Consider the following 14,840-nt stretch of genomic DNA (forward strand, 5'->3'; position numbering starts at 1 on the left):
TGGGACGGCCAGGGCCCGGGGGTGCCCCGAGACGCAGCCGCTGATCGCGGCGGGCCGCCACTCGCGCGGCGGAGCGGCAGAATGACACCGCACGGTCGCGCCCAGTCGTCGTCAGGCGGTGGCGGAAGCGGCCGCGGTGACAGTGACGCCGGTCCAGTAGGCGCCGGCGAAGCCAGCACGGTCGCGCCGTCCCGGCGTCAGGCGGGGGCGGACGCCGGGACGGTGGCACCGGCGAAGCCGGCACGGTCGCGCCGATCCGGCGCCAGGCGGTGCCGGAAGCGGCCGCGGTGACAGTGACGCCGGTCCAGTAAGCGCCGGCGAAGCCCGTGCGGGCGCGCCAGCCCAGCGTCAGGCGGGGGCGGACGCCGGGACGGTGGCACCGGCGCCGGTCAGGTAGGCGCTGGCGAAGCCCGTGCGGGCGCGCCAGCCCAGCGTCTCGTAGAGCGCGCGGCCCGCCGGCGTCGCGCCGAGGACCGCGCGGGTCGCGCCGGCGGCCCAGGCCTGCTGCTGCAGGGCACGCATGACGACGGAGCCGAGCCCGCGGCGCTGGTGGGCCGGGGCGGTGAGGATCTGGTCGGGCACGGTGACATCGCCCGCCAGGCCCGCCTGGCCGCGTGCGGCGAGCGATCCGTCCGGCGCGACGACCAGGGCTCGGACCACGCCGCCGCGGACCCAGGTACGCAGGTCGTAGTCCGGCGGCAGCGCCCCGGCCGCGTCCTGCGCGTCCGGCTCCAGTTGGACGGTCATCAGGAACGCCGCCGTGTCGAACGCCCAGCTCGGACCGAGCCACGCGCCGACCGGCCGCTGCGGCTCGTCGCACGGCTCGGGCAGGAACACCTTGAGCCACCAGCCCTCCACCTGTGCCCGGTCGGCTGCCTCCCGCACCCGCGCCTCGTCGGCGTCGACGACGACGTGCCGGGCCACCTGCCCCGGCTGCCCCACGTCGATCGTCCAGCCCCACGGGCGCGCCACCGGCTCGGACGCCCCGCGCGAGACGACCCACCCCGAGATCCAGTCCGTGACGACGGACGTGACGGGGCGGCCGAGCGCGACATCCACCGACGATGTAAGAGATGAACTCGTCATGGAGCCATTACAGCAGGCGGCACCGACAACCGCCAGGTCAACTTCCTCTGGGCAGCTCAGCCCCAGCGCAGCTCAGCCACAATGCAGCTCAGCCCCAGGGCGGCTGAGGCTCAGGGCGGCTGAGGCTCAGGGCAGTCGGCCTCAGGGCAGCTTCGCGGCCAGCACGTCCACAGGCTCGATCTTCACGCTCTGGGCGAGCAGTCTCGGCCCCTCCGCGCGCAGCAGATCCGCGATGCGGCCGTGCAGGTGGACCTGGCGGGCGGCCTCGTCGGGGAAGGCGTCGAAGACACCGAAGCTCGTGGGTCCGAAGCGGAGCGGGAACCACACCGTGGTGCCCTCCTCCTGCCGCGCCAGCTCCAGCGCCGCGCCGCGCAGCAGCTCGCCGAACTCCTCGGCGCACTCGGGCTTCGCCTCGAAGCGCACCAGATAGCCGACGTCGGTGCCGGAGGTGCTGGAAGCGGTCACGACGGACTCCTCTGCGGAAGACGGGACGGACGGGACGGGCTGTCCGCGCCTGCCGCCCACGCTACGGCCGCGCACCCACCCCGGCGCAGTGACGGATCCGGCGTGTCCGTTACCGTTTCCGACATGAGGGTCTCCGTCCTGGTGATGGACCAGGTCTTCGACTCGGGCCTGGCCGCCGTGCTCGACGTGCTGCGGACCGCCGACGCCCTGCGTGGCGAGCTCGCCACCCCGCCTCCGTCCTGGCAGGTGCGGTGCGTGAACCCGGCGGGGCGCACGCCCGTGCGCACCGCCGCGGGGCACACGGTGGACGCCGTGCCCTTCCCGGAGGCAGGGCCTGCGGACCTGTTGGTCGTCCCCGGCCTCTGGTATCCGCGCGCCGAGAGGCTGACCGCGTGGGTCGCCTCCGCCGCCGCCGAGCCGGCACGGGAGGCGGTGCTCGCGGCCCGCGCACAGGGGGCCGCGCTGGCGGCGGCGTGCGCGGGCACGTTCGTCCTCGCCGAGACCGGCGCCCTCGACGGGCTTCCGGCGACGACGAGTTGGTGGCTGGCGCCGGCCTTCCGCAAGCGCTATCCGCAGGTGGACCTGGACGAGCGCCGGATGGTCGTCCCCGCGCCAGGGGTGACCACGGCCGGGGCCGCGTTGGCGCACCTCGACCTCGCCCTCGCGCTGGTCCGCGCGACGAGCCCCGCACTGGCCGAGCTGACGTCCCGTTACCTCGTCCTCGACTCCCGCCCCAGCCAGGCCGGTTACGCCATACCGGGCCATCTCGCCCGGACCGACCCACTGGTGGACGCCTTCGAGCGCCACCTGCGCGGCCATCTGGACGAGCCGCTCAGCATCGCCGGCGTCGCCCGCGAACTCGGCGTCAGCGACCGCACGTTGCAACGTGCGGTCAGCGCCGCACTCGGTATGACGCCGATCCGCTTCGCCCAGCAGGTACGCCTGGAACAGGCCGTCCACCTGCTGCGGACCACGGATCTGCCACTGGACACGGTGGCCCGCCGGGTCGGCTACGAGAACGGCACCACGCTCGCCACCCTGCTGCGACGCCGCCTGGGCACGACTCCCGGACTGCTGCGGGATCATCCCTGAGCGAACCCTGCGCCACAGCAGTCGAGAAGCGCTCGCGAGGCGCTCGCATAGAAATGGGACATTCCACTTCAAATCCAAGCTTTACTTCGCGGTCATGATCGGTTCGTGATCACGAAACACTGGTTCGGCAACATGACGGCATGAAGCGATCCCATGCCCAGCCGTCCCTCTCGTCCGTCCGCGCCCGCTGGCGGCGCGACACCGTCGAACTCTCGGCCGTCTTCGTCGCCGTCGCGGTCGCCGATCTCGTCGCGAACATCGTGGTGCACGGCCACGACGGACCCGTGCTGCTGCTCGCCTCCGCGCTCGCACTCGGCGCCACGGCGGTCTGGCACAGTTGGTGGACACACCGTCACACACACGCCCCGCCAGGCTCGATCACCTCGACATCCGGCTCCGCGGCCGCCACCGCGCAGGCCCAGGCGCCGGGCCTCGACGCCGAGACACTCCCGGCTCCGACGGCCGCGACCCCGCCGGAGGAGGTCGCCCTGTGGCGGATCCGGGTGACCGTGGCCGACTCGCCGGGCAGCCTCGCCTCGCTGTGCCGGGCCCTGGCCGACATCCCCGTCAACATCGTCTCCATGCAGGCCCATCCGCTGGCCGAGGAGACGGTCGACGAGTTCGTCGTGCGCGCCTCCCCGCTGCTCGCACCCCAGGAGCTGAGCCGCGCGCTGGTCGCAGCCGGCGGCTCGGAGGTCTGGGTGGAGCGGGCCGACCCGCACGACCTGGTGGACGTCCCGACCCGGGTGCTCACCATGGCCACCCGCACCGCCCACGACGCGGCAGAACTCCCGCTGGCACTGCGGCAGTTGTTCGGCCGCTGCCGGATCCGCTCGCTGCCCGGCGAGTCGCTCGACGAGGACGAGCTGGACGGCGCGGTCATGCGCCTGCGCGATCCCGCCGGCGGCGTGGTTGAACTGACGCGCTCTCAGCCACCTTTCACCCCGACGGAGTTCGCCCGCGCCCGGGCTCTCGTTGAGCTGGACGCGCAGCTCGGCCCGCGCGTCCCCGAGGACCGCGCCACGCTGCACGTCAGCGGCGAGCGCGCCCCGCACACGATGGGCGAGATCGCCGTCCGCCGCGCCGAGCCCGGCGACCGCGCGGCCGCGACCGCGATGCACGCACGCTGCAGCTCGCGCACGCTGCGCCAGCGCTACCACGGCCCCGTCGCCGACGTCGACCGCTACCTCGCCCACCTGCTCGACCCCCGCCACGGCCAGACCCTCGCCGTCGAGTCCGAGGACGGCGCGATCGTCGCCCTCGCCCACCTGCTCTGGGACGACGACGCCGCCGAGATCGCCGTCCTCGTCGAGGACGCCTGGCAACGCCACGGCATCGGCGGCGCGCTGGTCCAGCGCCTCACCGAACTCGCCCGCACCGCTGGCGTCGCCACGGTCTACGCGGTCACCAACTCCTCCAACAGCGGCATGATCGCCACCCTCCGCCGCCTCGAGGTCCCCCTCGACTACCAGGTCGAGGACGGCACCCTGGTCATCACGGCCCACCTGTCCCCGACCCTTGCGCTGACCGCGCCTCAGTAGCATGCCCGTACGACGCTTGGAAGGACGGCCCTGTGTCGGTCAGGGCCGTCCGCGCGCGTAGGCGGGGGTGGGCAACTCCCGTCCCCCGGGCAGGGCTACTCCACCGTGACGGACTTCGCCAGGTTGCGGGGCTTGTCCACGTCCCGCTCCAGGGCCACCGCCGCGTGGTAGGCGAGCAGCTGCAGCGGGATGCCCAGCAGGATCGGGTCGAGCTCGGGCTCGTTGCGGGGGACGAGGATGCAGTCCTCGGCGTACTTGGGGTCCGGCGCGGTGTGGCCGACCATCAGGACGCGGCCGTGGCGGGCGCGGATCTCGCCCAGCGTGGTGAGGTTCTTCTCCAGCAGCTCGTCGTCGGGGACGACGGCGACCGTCGGGAGCTCGGGGCCGATCAGGGCCAGCGGGCCGTGCTTGAGCTCGCTCGCGGGGTAGGCCTCGGCGTGGACGTAGGAGACCTCCTTCAGCTTCTGCGCGCCCTCGCGCGCCACCGGCCAGCCGCGCACCCGGCCCACGAACATCATCCCGGCGTTCTGCGCGTACTGCGCCGCCAGGCGCGCGATCTGCTCCTCCTGCGCCAGGATCTCCCGGATCTGGCCGGGCAGCGCCTTCAGGCCGGCGCAGATGCGGCGGCCGTCCGCCGGAGAGAGGTCGTGGACGCGGCCGAAGTGCAGCGCGATCAGCGCGAACGCCACCGCCGTGGAGGTGAAGGCCTTCGTCGAGGCGACGGAGATCTCAGGACCGGCGTGCAGGTAGACGCCGCCGTCGCACTCGCGCGCGATCGCACTGCCGACGGTGTTGACGACGCCGAGCACGCGGCCGCCCTTGCGCTTGATCTCCTGGACCGCCGCGAGGGTGTCGTAGGTCTCGCCGGACTGGCTGACCGCGATGTACAGCGTGTCCGCCTCGATGACGGGGTTGCGGTAGCGGAACTCCGAGGCCGGCTCGGCGTGGGCGGGGATCCGGGCCAGCTCCTCGATCAGCTGGGCGCCGAGCTCGCCGCTGTAGTACGCGGAGCCGCAGCCGAGGATCTTGACGCGCTGGAAGGCGCGGGCCTCGCGGGCGTCGAGGTTCAGGCCGCCCAGGTGGGCGGTGGCGAAGCGCTCGTCGACGCGGCCGGAGAGGGTCCGCTCGACGGCGGAGGGCTGCTCGGAGATCTCCTTGATCAGGAAGTGCGCGTGCCCGGCGGTGTCGTAGGAGGCCTCCTCCCAGTCCACGGTCGACGGCTGCTTGGCCGTCATACGCGCGTCCTGGGTGAAGGTGCTGAAGCCGTCCGCGCGGACGGTCGCCAGCTCGCCGTCGTCGAGGTGGACGACCTGACGGGTGTAGCGGACCAGCGCGGCGACGTCCGACGCGGCGAACATCTCCTTCTCGCCGATGCCGAGCACGATCGGGCTGCCGTTGCGGGCGACGACGATCCGGTCGGGGCGCTCGGCGTCCAGCACGGCGATGCCGTAGGTGCCGACGACGCGGGCGAGCGCGCCGCGGACGGCGTCCTCGAGCTCGTCGGCGTCCTTGGCGTGGGCGGCGACGAGGTGGGCGAGCACCTCGGTGTCGGTGTCGGAGGCGAAGACCACGCCCTCGCTCTCCAGTTTGGCGCGCAGCTCCTCGGCGTTCTCGATGATGCCGTTGTGCACCACGGCGAAGCGCCCGGCGCCGTCCAGGTGCGGGTGGGAGTTGGCGTCACTGGGCTCGCCGTGGGTGGCCCAGCGGGTGTGGCCGATGCCGGTCGTGCCCTTGAAGCGGCCGGGGACGGCGGCGGCCAGGTCGGCGACCCGGCCCTTCCTCTTCACCGTCTTCAGTCCGCCGGTCTTGCCGGTGACGGCCACGCCGGCCGAGTCGTAGCCCCGGTACTCCAGTCGGGCCAGACCCTCCAGCAGGATGGGCGCCGCGTCCTTGCCGCCGATGTAGGCCACGATTCCGCACATACGTACCGACTCCCGTTCGTCGAAATGGTCACCCGTAGACCAGTCGGCGCAGCTGGCGGGCGGACAGCTCGGGTGCTGCCACGCGGCGCTGCCGCAGTTCCTGACCGATGCGGGTGAAGATCTGGTCGTTGGTCAGCCCGCGTGCCTGCAGCTCGCCGTGGCGGCGGCGCACGTACTCCTCGGTGCTCTCGCCGAAGTAGGCGAGCACGTCCGCGATCACCCGGGCGGCTTCGCCCGGGTGGAGCGCGGTCGTGCGGAGCAGGTGCTGCAACAGGTCGTCGTGAGGGTGGCTGGCCTGGGACACGACGCATGACCTTACGCAGGATGAAGACGCTTCTCCAAGAATCCTGCCCGATATCGGGCAGGATCTCGCGCTAACGGCCGCCGGACGGGTTGTCCGAGGCGTCGTCGGGCTTGCTGTCGGGGGCGACCCGGGGCCGGTTGCGCTGCGCGGAGACCAGCCAGGCGCCGCCGCTCAGCAGCAGGACCAGCGCGCAGGCGGTCGGCACCCAGTTGCCCCAGCGGTCGTAGAGCGTGCTGCCCGTCGCCAGTGGCACGGTGTAGACCGTCGCGCCGGAGGTGTTCTTGCCGAGCCGCTCGCCCACCTGGCGGCCGGAGGCGTCGTAGGCGACGCTGACGCCGGTGAGCGTGGCCTGCACGACCGGACGGCCGGTCTCGGCGGCCCGCAGGGCGGCCAGCGAGGCGTGCTGCTCCGGCGCCCAGGTGTCCTGGAAGGTGGGCGTGGCCGACTGGACGAGGATCACCTGCGCGCCGCGCTGCACGAGCGCCCGGCTCATGTCGGGGAAGGCGGACTCGAAGCAGATCAGCGGGCCGACCTTGAGCGTGCCGCCGTCGCGCGTCGGCACCGTCATCACCACCGGCTCGCTGCCGCGCCGGCGGTCGACGGCGGCGGCCTTGGAGAAGTCCTTGATCCAGCCGAGGACCGGCCGCAGCGGGATGTACTCGCCGAAGGGCACCAGGCGGATCTTGTCGTAGCGCTGACCGGTCAGCCCGCTCGGGCCGACGAGCACCGAGCTCTTGTAGATCCCGCCCTTGCCGGGCCGCACCGCGTCGACGTTGACCAACAGGTCCGCCCCGGTCGAGGCGGAGAGGGCGCTGAGCCGCGCGGCCAGGTCCGGGCGGGCGCCCAGGTCGAACGAGACGCTGCTCTCGCCCCACAGGACCAGGTCCGGGCGCGAGGCGGTGAGGGTCGCGCTGAGCTGCTCGCCGCGCACGGTCCGGTCGCCGACGGCGTCGTTGGCCACGGCCATGCCGGGCTGGACCACGCCGATGGCGGCGGTCCGACCGGTCGACTGCGGGACGGGCGCCCAGGCGGTCAGGGCCACGGTCGCGGCCGCGAGCGAGAGCAGTGTCAGCCAGGCCACGGCCGACCGCCCCCAGGCCGCCAGCAGGACGACGACCGCGGTGTTGACCGCGACGATCAGCAGGCTGTCGAGCCAGACCCCGCCGACCGAGGCCAGCCGCAGCGCGTAGTGCTGCTGGTACTGGCTGGCCCCGAGCAGCCCCCACGGTCCGCCGAGGTACTGCCAGGACCGGACCGTCTCGGTCAGCAGCCAGCCCGTCGGCACCAGCACGAGGGCGGCCAGCGCACGCCCGGCGTCCGGTGTGCCGTGCAGCAGACGGCGCACCAGCCAGCCCCAGGGCGCCCAGAGCACGCCCAGGCAGGCGGCCAGCACCACGATGGCCGGGCCGACGGAGGGAATGAGCCAGCTCATCACGCCGATCAGAAAGCCGATCCCGCCCCACCAGCCGAGCCAGGCGGCCCGCCGGGGGGTCGGCGCGGCCCGCAGCACCAGCATCAGCGGCACCAGGCACAGGTAGGCGAACCACCACCAGCCCGGCGTGGGGAAGATCAGCACGGGCAGCGCGCCCGTGGCCGCGGCGAGCAGCGGCATCCTGGCACGCCGCCAGAACCGGGCGAAGCGTCCGCCCTCACCGCGCGGCGCGGGTGCGTCGCCCTGCTCGCCCATCGCCTTCCTCCCAGCGACGACGCTCACGGTGCCCCTTTTCCACGCCATACGGTCGGACCCCTCCAGTCTCTCGTGCGATCAACGGTTGAGCACCTTGTTTGCGCACGGCGGCGGGTGCGATGCACCCTGGAACGGACGGGAGGCTGACATGGCATCAGACGATCCGCAACCTCGGGGGGCCCGTTCGGGTTCCGGCCGCCGCGAGCTGCACATCCGTGGCGGAGGCCATCCCGCCGGGGGCGGGCGACACCGGCGCGGGCGCAGGGCCGTCATCGGCGCGGCGCTGGTCGCCACGGCGCCGCTGTGGCTGCTGATCGGTTACCCGCTGGAGCGGACCTGGGGCCGTCCGACCGATCGGGGCAGCCTCGGCTTCGACGTCACCCGCCATCCGCTGGCCATCGCGCTGAGCGCGCCGATGCGCTTCGTCTCCGACCGCGTGCGCGGCCGGGGCAGGCGCCCCGGGCCAGACTCCGGGCCCGACCTCTCCGGCGACCGCTTCCCGCGACGGCCGAAGCCGGCTCCCCCGGGCGATTCGGTCTCCCTCAGCGAGCCGCGCGGCTGACGGACGGCCCCCGGCCGGGCGGCGACGCCCGGCTCAGGTCGGCCTACCAGCTCTGGTCCGAGGCCCGGACCAGCATCTCGTTGACGGCCACGCGCCGGTCGCGGGTGACCATGTAGGCGACGGCGTCGGCGATGTCCTCCGGACGGAGCAGCTCCAGCCCCTCGACCTGACGCTCGATCGCCTCCCGTACGCCGTCGCGCAGATGCGAGCTGAGCTCGGTGGCCACGGTGCCGGGTTCCACGACGCCGACCCGCACGCCCAGCTCCCGCACCTCCTGGCGCAGCGCCTCGGTGAAGCCGTTGACGCCGAACTTGGTCAGGTTGTAAACGGCCGTCGCAGGCCGGGCGACCCGGCCCGCGGTCGAGCTGATGTTGACCAGGTCGGCGACCCGGCGCGGCGAGTCGGCCGCGGCGCTGATCAGGTGCGGCAGCGCCGCGTGGGTGACATGCAGCAGACCCTGGACGTTGATCTCCACCATCGCGTCCCAGTCGTCGAGCGACGCCGCGGCGGCGGGCCCGACGTGCATCAGACCGGCGTTGTTGACCACGGTGTCGAGCCGGCCGAGCTCCGCCGCCACGCGTGCGACGGCGCCGGCGGCCTGCTGCCGGTCGGTGATGTCGGCGACGACGACGAGTGCCGTTCCGCCGTCGGCCCGGATCCCGGCCGCCAGCTCCTCCAGCCGCTCCCGCCGACGTGCGACCAGGGCGACCGCCGCACCCTCCGCGCAGAGGGCGCGTGCCGTCGCCGCTCCGATGCCGCTGCTGGCGCCGGTCACCAGCGCCACCGTTCCGTTCAGTCGTGTACCCATGTCGTCCTCCTCCGGCTAGGCTGATTATCCGGAACGCGTTCCGGTTTCCATTTCGACAGTAAGCGGAACTGGTTCCGCTTGCAAACAGGCCTGACGAGGAGCGGGATCGGTGGACGAGAAGGACGGCGCGAGGCGGCGGCCGCTGCGCGCGGACGCGCAGCTCAACGAGGACCGCGTGCTGCGCGCGGCGGCCGAGGCGTTCACCCGCGACGGCGTCGACGCCTCCGTCAAGGACATCGCCCGCGCCGCGGGCGTCGGCGTCGGCACGCTCTACCGCCGTTTCCCCTCCAAGGAGCTGCTGGTCGAGGCCACCTACCGGAACGAGGTCCGGGCCCTCTGCGAGGCGGCGCCGATACTGGCCGCCTCCTCGCCCCCGAGGGAGGCGCTGCGGACCTGGATGGTGCGCTTCATGGAGTTCATGGCGGCGAAGCACGGCATGGCGGCGGCCCTGCGCGTGGTCCTCTCCGACGAGGGCGAGCGCCTGCAGACGCGCACGGACCTCACCGAGGCCGTCCACCACCTGCTCGGCACGGGCGTCGCCCGTGCCGGCGTGACCGCGCGGGACGTCCTGATGGCCCTGGGCGGCATCAGCCTGATCGCCGAGAACGACCAGGACCCGGAGCTCGCGGTACGGCTCATCGACCTGCTGCTGAACGGGGTCCTGAAGGCCCCTACAGTGTCCGCATGACCAGCGACTTCCGCTCCGCCGCGCACGACGCCGTCGACCTGCTCGCCGACTACCTCGACGGGCTCCCCCAGCGGGAGGTCTGGACGCCCATGCCCGCCGCGGCCCGGAGCGAGCTGCTGGAGCGGCCGCTTCCCGAGGACGGGACGGAGCTGGCGGCGCTGGTCCGGGCCATCGAGAGCGACGTGCTCCCCTACCCCATGGGCAACGGGCACCCCAGGTTCTTCGGGTGGGTGAACGCCGCGCCCGCGCCCGCGGGCATCCTCGGCGCGTTCGCCGCGGCCGCGATGAACCCGAGCTCCGCCGGAGGCGACCACGCCGACGTACACCTGGAGCGGAGCGTGGTCCGGTGGCTCGCCGAGCTCGTCGGCTTTCCCCACCCGGCCGGGGGCGGGCTGCTGACCTCCGGCGCGTCGATGGCGACCATCGTCGCGCTCGCCGCCGCCCGGAACCGCGCCGCCGCGGAGCTCGGGGTGAACGTGCGGGAGGAGGGCGTCGGCGCGCTGCCGCCGCTCGTCGGCTACGTGAGCGCCGAGACGCACTCGTGCGTGCGCAAGGCCGCCGAGCTGCTCGGGCTCGGCAGCAGGCACCTGGTCACCGTCGCGACCGACGCCGCCGGGCACATGATCCCCGAGGCGCTGCGCGAGCGCGTCCGCACGGACCGGGACGCCGGGCTGACGCCGTTCCTCGTGGTCGGCTCCGCCGGGACGGTGAACGCCGGCGTCGTGGATGACCTCGGCGCGCTCGCGGACGTCTGCGCCGAGGAGAAGCTCTGGCTGCACGTCGACGGCGCCTACGGCGCCTTCGGGCGGCTGGATCCGGTGGCCGCGCCGCGCTACGCGGGCCTGGAGCGCGCGGACTCCTTCGCGCTGGACCCGCACAAGTGGCTCGGCGTCCCGGTGGACTGCGGCTGCCTGCTGGTCCGCGACGCCGAGCAGCTGCGCGGGACGTTCAGCCTGGTGCCCGCCTACCTGCGCGACGACGCGGCGGGCGGGCTCGGCTGGTTCTCCGAGTACGGGATCGAGCAGACCCGCCCGTTCCGCTCGCTGAAGGTCTGGGCGACGCTCGCGGCCGCGGGCCGCTCGGGGGTGACCCGCGACGTCTCCCGCTGCTGCCAACTCGCCCGCGAGCTCGGGCGGATGGTCGAGGAGGACCCGGACCTCGAGCTGCTGACGCCCGTCGAGACGTCCATCGTCGCCTTCCGCTACGCGCCCGCCGACGCCGACACCGAGACGCTGCACCGCGTCAACGCGGCCCTCGCCGTCGCCGTCCAGGAGCGCGGCCGGGCGTTCGTCACCGGCACCGTCCTGAACGGCCACGAGGCCGTCCGCGCCTGCCTGTTGAACGCCCGCACGACCCGGGGCGACCTGCAGGTCCTGCTGGACGAGTGCCGCGCGGCGGGCGAGAGCCTGCAACGGGGGCATGCGGCGGCGTAGGTCGCCGGCGCCGGACGACGAGCCGGCTAGCTGATGTGCGACTTGCGGTCCGCCTGGTCCGCCGCGCCGCCGCGGCCGACCAGGCCGCGGGGGTTCTCCGCGAACTCCGCGAGCCGCGCGCCCATCGCGCGCAGCCGCATCGGACCCACCGCGCCCATGATCATGGGGACCAGGTAGCGCTGCGGCTGCATCCCCCGGAGCCATGCCTGGGCGTAGACGTGCGCACTGCGCCGCGCGATGCCGTCGGCCAGGCGGTCGACGGCCGGGCCCAGCGGGTAGGTGCGGTTCAGCGGCCAGGGCAGGGCCGCGCGCATGTCGCGCATGACCGGGTCCTCGTCCGCGCCGCGGACCATATCCGTGTCGGTCCAGCTCAGATATCCGACACCGACCTTGACGCCCTTCAGCGCCAGCTCGGGACGGATCGAGTGGGCGAACGCCTCCACCCCGCTCTTGCTCGCGCAGTACGCGCTCATCAGCGGCGCGGGAGTGATCGCGGCCAGCGAGGCGATCTGCAGGAAGTACCCCTGGGAAGCGGCGAGCGCCGGCAGGAAGGCCCAGGCCGTGTTCGCGCTGCCGACGAGGTTGACCTCGATGACGCGGGTCCAGACGTCCGGGTCCGAGTCGGCGAAGGGCGCGCCCGTCGCGATGCCGGCGTTGGCGACCACGACATCGACCCGGCCGTAGCGGTCCAGGATCTCCGCGGCGACGGCGTTCAGCGCCTCGCGGTCGGTGACGTTGGCCTCCCACCAGCCGGCCTCGGGGCCGCACTCCTCGGCGACCCGCTTCAGCTCGTCCCGCTCCAGCCCGACCAGGGCGACCCGCGCGCCGCGCGCGGTCAGCACCCGGGCCAGCTGCGCGCCCACGCCGCGCGCGGCTCCGGTGATGACGGCGACCTGCCCGGCCATGCTCTTGCTCGTCGACATGTCGATCTACCTCTCAGACGTCCAGGGTCAGGCGTGGGCGGGCTAGGCGTTGACGCTCGCGGCCGGGGCGGAGGCGGGCGCGTGGATCAGGTCGTACTCGTGCAGGTCCACCGTGCGGGTCTCGCGGCGGAAGTGGCCGGTGGTGCCCGGCCACAGGGTGGTGTTGTTGCCCTTCGCGTCGAGGTACCAGCTGCGGCAGCCGCCGGTGTTCCACACCGTCCTCGCCATCCGGCGCTGCACCTCGTCGTTCCAGCGAAGCTGCGCGGAGGCGGTGACGTCCAGCGCGGCCGCGCCGCTCGCGTCCAGCTTGCGCAGGTAGTCCGCGAGGTAGTTCAGCTGCGACTCGATCATCAGCACCATCGAGCTGTTCCCGAGCCCCGTGTTGGGGCCGATGACCAGCAGCAGATTGGGGAAGCCGCGCACGGTCGTGCCGCGCAGCGCGGCCATGCCCTCGGTCCACTCCTCGGCCAGCGTCCGGCCGCCGGCGCCGGTGATGTGGTCGGCGACGGGCAGATCCGTGACGTGGAAGCCGGTGGAGAAGACGATCGCGTCGACCTCGTGCTCGGTGCCGTCCGAGGCGACCAGCGTGCTGCCCTTGACCTCCTTCAGGCCCGCCGCGACCACGTCCACGTTCGGCTGGGCGAGCGCCGGATAGTAGGTGTTGGACAACAGGACGCGCTTGCAGCCGAAACGGTAGTCGGGCGTCAGCCTGGCGCGCAGGTCCGGGTCCTTGACGGCCCGCCTGAGGTTGGCGAGGGCCAGCGCCTCGGGAGCGCGCAGCAGGCCGGGGCGTTTCACGAAGGCGCCGACCTGGTACTCGCGCACCAGCCAGAGGGCGCCGCGCAGCGCCTTCTGGGCGGCGGGGACATGGCGGTAGACGAAGCGCTCGGCGGTGGTGATGTCGCGGTCCATCCGGTTCATCACCCACGGCGGGGTGCGCTGGAACAGGACCAACCGGCCGACCTTCGGCTGGATGGACGGCACGATCTGGATCGCGGAGGCACCGGTGCCGATGACGGCGACGCGCTTGCCGGCCAGGTCGTAGTCGTGGTTCCACTGCGCGGAGTGGAAGACCTCGCCGGGGAAGTCCGCGATCCCGGGGATGTCCGGGACGGACGGGTCCGAGAGCGGGCCGGTGGCGGCGACCAGCACCTTCGCGCTGTAGCGGCCCTGCTCGGTGTCGACCTCCCAGCGGCCGCTCGCCTCGTCCCAGCGCGCGCCGGTGACCATGTGACGGAACCGCAGGTGGCCGCGGAGGCCGAAGCGGTCGACGACGCTCTCGAGGTAGCTGCGGATCTCCGGCTGGCCGGAGAAGGTACGCGGCCAGTCGGGGTTGGGCGCGAAGGAGAACGAGTACAGGTGGGACGGGACGTCGCAGGCGCAGCCGGGGTAGCTGTTGTCGCGCCAGGTGCCACCGACGCTGTCGCCGCGCTCCAGGACGACGAAGTCGTGTTCACCCTCCTGGCGCAACCGCACGGCGGCGCCGAGACCGCCGAATCCCGAGCCGATGATGGCGACCTTGACCCGTTGGACCGCCGCGCTGCTCCCCATGCCCTCACCTTCCACCCTTAACTGTGCCAGTAATCAGTGGCGCAATCGAGAGACTAGGGGACGCGTCGCGGCTCGGGAAGGCTTCGGACGGCGGAAGTTACGCGCCGGTACGCGACAGCCCGGTGAGCAGGCGCTCCAGTACCTCGCCGGCCTCCTTGCGCGCGGTCTCGTGGTCCTCGGCGCGGGCGATGTAGAGGCTCGCCTCGGAGATCAGCGCCGCCAGCATCCGGGTGAGCGGGCCGATCGGCATCGGCGAGATGCTGCCCTCGTCGATCGCCCGGGCCAGCTCCTCGGCCAGCAGCACGTACCCGTGCTCCTCCACGAGCGCGTCCCAGGCGCTGTGACCCAGCACGGCCGGACCCTCGACCAGCACGATCCGCTGGAAGTCGGGGTCGTTGCAGGCGTCCAGGAAGGACTGGAAGCCGTGCCGCAGCAGGGTCCAGGCGTCGCCGCTCTCGCTCTCGGCGCGCGCGGTCTCCTGCTCGACCAGCCGCTCGGCCATGTCCTGGGCGCACTCGCCCATCACGGCCCGGAACAGGTCGGCCTTGTCCTTGAAGTGGTGGTAGAGCGCTCCCCGGGTGACCTGCGCCGCCGCCACGATGTCCTCGGTCCCCGTCGCGGTGTATCCGCGCTCGGCAAAGAGGGTGCGCGCGGCGCGCACGAGCGCGCGCCGGGTGTCGGCGGTGTGTTCCGCGCGCCGATTCCGCGACGAACGCGTCGACCGGGGTGCTGTCATACCTGCATCCTGTTCCATACAGACTGTATGTTAGAAGAGGGC

General features: G+C 73.2%; 14 protein-coding genes. 5 read left to right on the plus strand and 9 right to left on the minus strand.

The window, feature by feature from the left end:
* Window positions 1–348 precede the first annotated feature (348 nt).
* Together TR49_RS14430 and TR49_RS14435 are read right to left on the minus strand one after the other, a co-directional pair.
* On the minus strand, window positions 349–1,086 hold the full coding sequence (locus TR49_RS14430) for a GNAT family N-acetyltransferase (protein ID WP_084724892.1): 738 nt from the start codon (window positions 1,084–1,086) through the stop codon (window positions 349–351).
* Window positions 1,087–1,227: 141 nt separating this feature from the next.
* Window positions 1,228–1,551, minus strand: a complete 324-nt coding sequence (locus TR49_RS14435; protein ID WP_152627255.1) for a putative quinol monooxygenase — start codon at window positions 1,549–1,551, stop codon at window positions 1,228–1,230.
* 123 nt (window positions 1,552–1,674) lie between these two features.
* Between TR49_RS14435 and TR49_RS14440 the strand changes: the two genes are divergently transcribed.
* Both TR49_RS14440 and TR49_RS14445 read left to right on the plus strand, forming a co-directional pair.
* Window positions 1,675–2,643: a GlxA family transcriptional regulator gene (locus tag TR49_RS14440; RefSeq protein ID WP_042381576.1), complete on the plus strand. Its 969-nt coding sequence runs from the start codon at window positions 1,675–1,677 to the stop codon at window positions 2,641–2,643.
* 140 nt (window positions 2,644–2,783) lie between these two features.
* Window positions 2,784–4,184: a GNAT family N-acetyltransferase gene (locus TR49_RS14445; RefSeq protein WP_042381578.1), complete on the plus strand. Its 1,401-nt coding sequence runs from the start codon at window positions 2,784–2,786 to the stop codon at window positions 4,182–4,184.
* Between the two features lie 95 nt (window positions 4,185–4,279).
* Here TR49_RS14445 and glmS read toward each other — a convergent pair whose 3' ends face one another.
* From glmS to lnt, 3 genes are all read right to left on the minus strand, one after another.
* A complete protein-coding gene (gene glmS / locus TR49_RS14450; RefSeq protein WP_042381581.1) occupies window positions 4,280–6,106 on the minus strand; it encodes a glutamine--fructose-6-phosphate transaminase (isomerizing) in 1,827 nt (608 codons plus the stop codon).
* Window positions 6,107–6,134: 28 nt separating this feature from the next.
* The gene (locus TR49_RS14455; protein WP_042381582.1) at window positions 6,135–6,410 is read right to left on the minus strand and encodes a hypothetical protein; all 276 of its coding nucleotides are present in this window, start codon (window positions 6,408–6,410) and stop codon (window positions 6,135–6,137) included.
* A gap of 70 nt (window positions 6,411–6,480) precedes the next feature.
* Window positions 6,481–8,124 carry an apolipoprotein N-acyltransferase gene (gene lnt / locus TR49_RS14460; protein ID WP_439654103.1) on the minus strand — a complete coding sequence of 548 codons (1,644 nt, stop codon included), beginning with the start codon at window positions 8,122–8,124 and terminating at the stop codon, window positions 6,481–6,483.
* 121 nt (window positions 8,125–8,245) lie between these two features.
* On the opposite strand from lnt, the gene TR49_RS14465 reads away from it, so the two are divergent.
* The gene (locus tag TR49_RS14465) at window positions 8,246–8,659 is read left to right on the plus strand and encodes a hypothetical protein (protein WP_042381589.1); all 414 of its coding nucleotides are present in this window, start codon (window positions 8,246–8,248) and stop codon (window positions 8,657–8,659) included.
* A gap of 43 nt (window positions 8,660–8,702) precedes the next feature.
* Here the strand turns inward: TR49_RS14465 and TR49_RS14470 are convergent, their stop codons facing one another.
* On the minus strand, window positions 8,703–9,467 hold the full coding sequence (locus tag TR49_RS14470) for an SDR family NAD(P)-dependent oxidoreductase (protein ID WP_042381591.1): 765 nt from the start codon (window positions 9,465–9,467) through the stop codon (window positions 8,703–8,705).
* Window positions 9,468–9,576: 109 nt separating this feature from the next.
* Between TR49_RS14470 and TR49_RS14475 the strand changes: the two genes are divergently transcribed.
* Both TR49_RS14475 and TR49_RS14480 read left to right on the plus strand, forming a co-directional pair.
* Window positions 9,577–10,155 carry a TetR/AcrR family transcriptional regulator gene (locus TR49_RS14475; RefSeq protein ID WP_042381593.1) on the plus strand — a complete coding sequence of 193 codons (579 nt, stop codon included), beginning with the start codon at window positions 9,577–9,579 and terminating at the stop codon, window positions 10,153–10,155.
* Window positions 10,152–11,588 carry a pyridoxal phosphate-dependent decarboxylase family protein gene (locus tag TR49_RS14480; protein WP_042381595.1) on the plus strand — a complete coding sequence of 479 codons (1,437 nt, stop codon included), beginning with the start codon at window positions 10,152–10,154 and terminating at the stop codon, window positions 11,586–11,588. The genes TR49_RS14475 and TR49_RS14480 overlap by 4 nt, the downstream gene beginning before the upstream one ends.
* A gap of 26 nt (window positions 11,589–11,614) precedes the next feature.
* Here TR49_RS14480 and TR49_RS14485 read toward each other — a convergent pair whose 3' ends face one another.
* From TR49_RS14485 to TR49_RS14495, 3 genes are all read right to left on the minus strand, one after another.
* Window positions 11,615–12,511, minus strand: coding sequence for an SDR family oxidoreductase (locus TR49_RS14485; RefSeq protein ID WP_042381597.1), 897 nt, complete (start codon window positions 12,509–12,511; stop codon window positions 11,615–11,617).
* Between the two features lie 42 nt (window positions 12,512–12,553).
* Window positions 12,554–14,062, minus strand: coding sequence for a flavin-containing monooxygenase (locus TR49_RS14490; protein ID WP_042381598.1), 1,509 nt, complete (start codon window positions 14,060–14,062; stop codon window positions 12,554–12,556).
* Window positions 14,063–14,159: 97 nt separating this feature from the next.
* Entirely contained in the window at window positions 14,160–14,798 is a 639-nt protein-coding gene (locus TR49_RS14495) for a TetR/AcrR family transcriptional regulator (protein ID WP_042381600.1), read from the minus strand.
* Window positions 14,799–14,840 lie beyond the last annotated feature (42 nt).

Source organism: Streptacidiphilus melanogenes (assembly GCF_000787835.1).
Taxonomy (GTDB): domain Bacteria; phylum Actinomycetota; class Actinomycetes; order Streptomycetales; family Streptomycetaceae; genus Streptacidiphilus; species Streptacidiphilus melanogenes.